The sequence below is a fragment of the Isoptericola croceus genome (assembly GCF_029382255.1).
In the GTDB taxonomy this organism is placed as follows: domain Bacteria; phylum Actinomycetota; class Actinomycetes; order Actinomycetales; family Cellulomonadaceae; genus Isoptericola; species Isoptericola croceus.
Genome location: NZ_JARLLG010000333.1, coordinates 1 through 267, shown reverse-complemented (window position 1 = coordinate 267; position 267 = coordinate 1). Strand labels below are relative to the sequence as shown.

The following is a 267-nucleotide window of genomic DNA, read 5'->3' as shown; positions in this document are numbered from 1 at the left end:
CATACTTTCGAGGCCTCGTTGAACGCCGCGCAGCTTCTAAGTCGGGACGAATGAGTTCAAATTGTTGGCGGGAAATATTGCTTGGGTAGTTCATGACTAATCACCATTTTTGAACTATCATACCAAATATATTAGATTTTAAACAAGTTCTTAGCAAAAAAGCCAAACAGTTTTAAAACCGCCATGAACACACTCTCTAAAGCCTGAGCCGTGTGATTCAGACCTAATAAAATCCAACCATTGACCGTCCCAATAATCTTCTGAACC

General features: G+C 40.4%; 1 pseudogene. It reads right to left on the bottom strand.

Annotated features, from left to right (window positions below):
• Positions 1 to 94, bottom strand: a pseudogene (locus tag PZC42_RS24785) (IS5/IS1182 family transposase); the annotation flags it as partial.
• Positions 95 to 267: the final 173 nt, after the last annotated feature.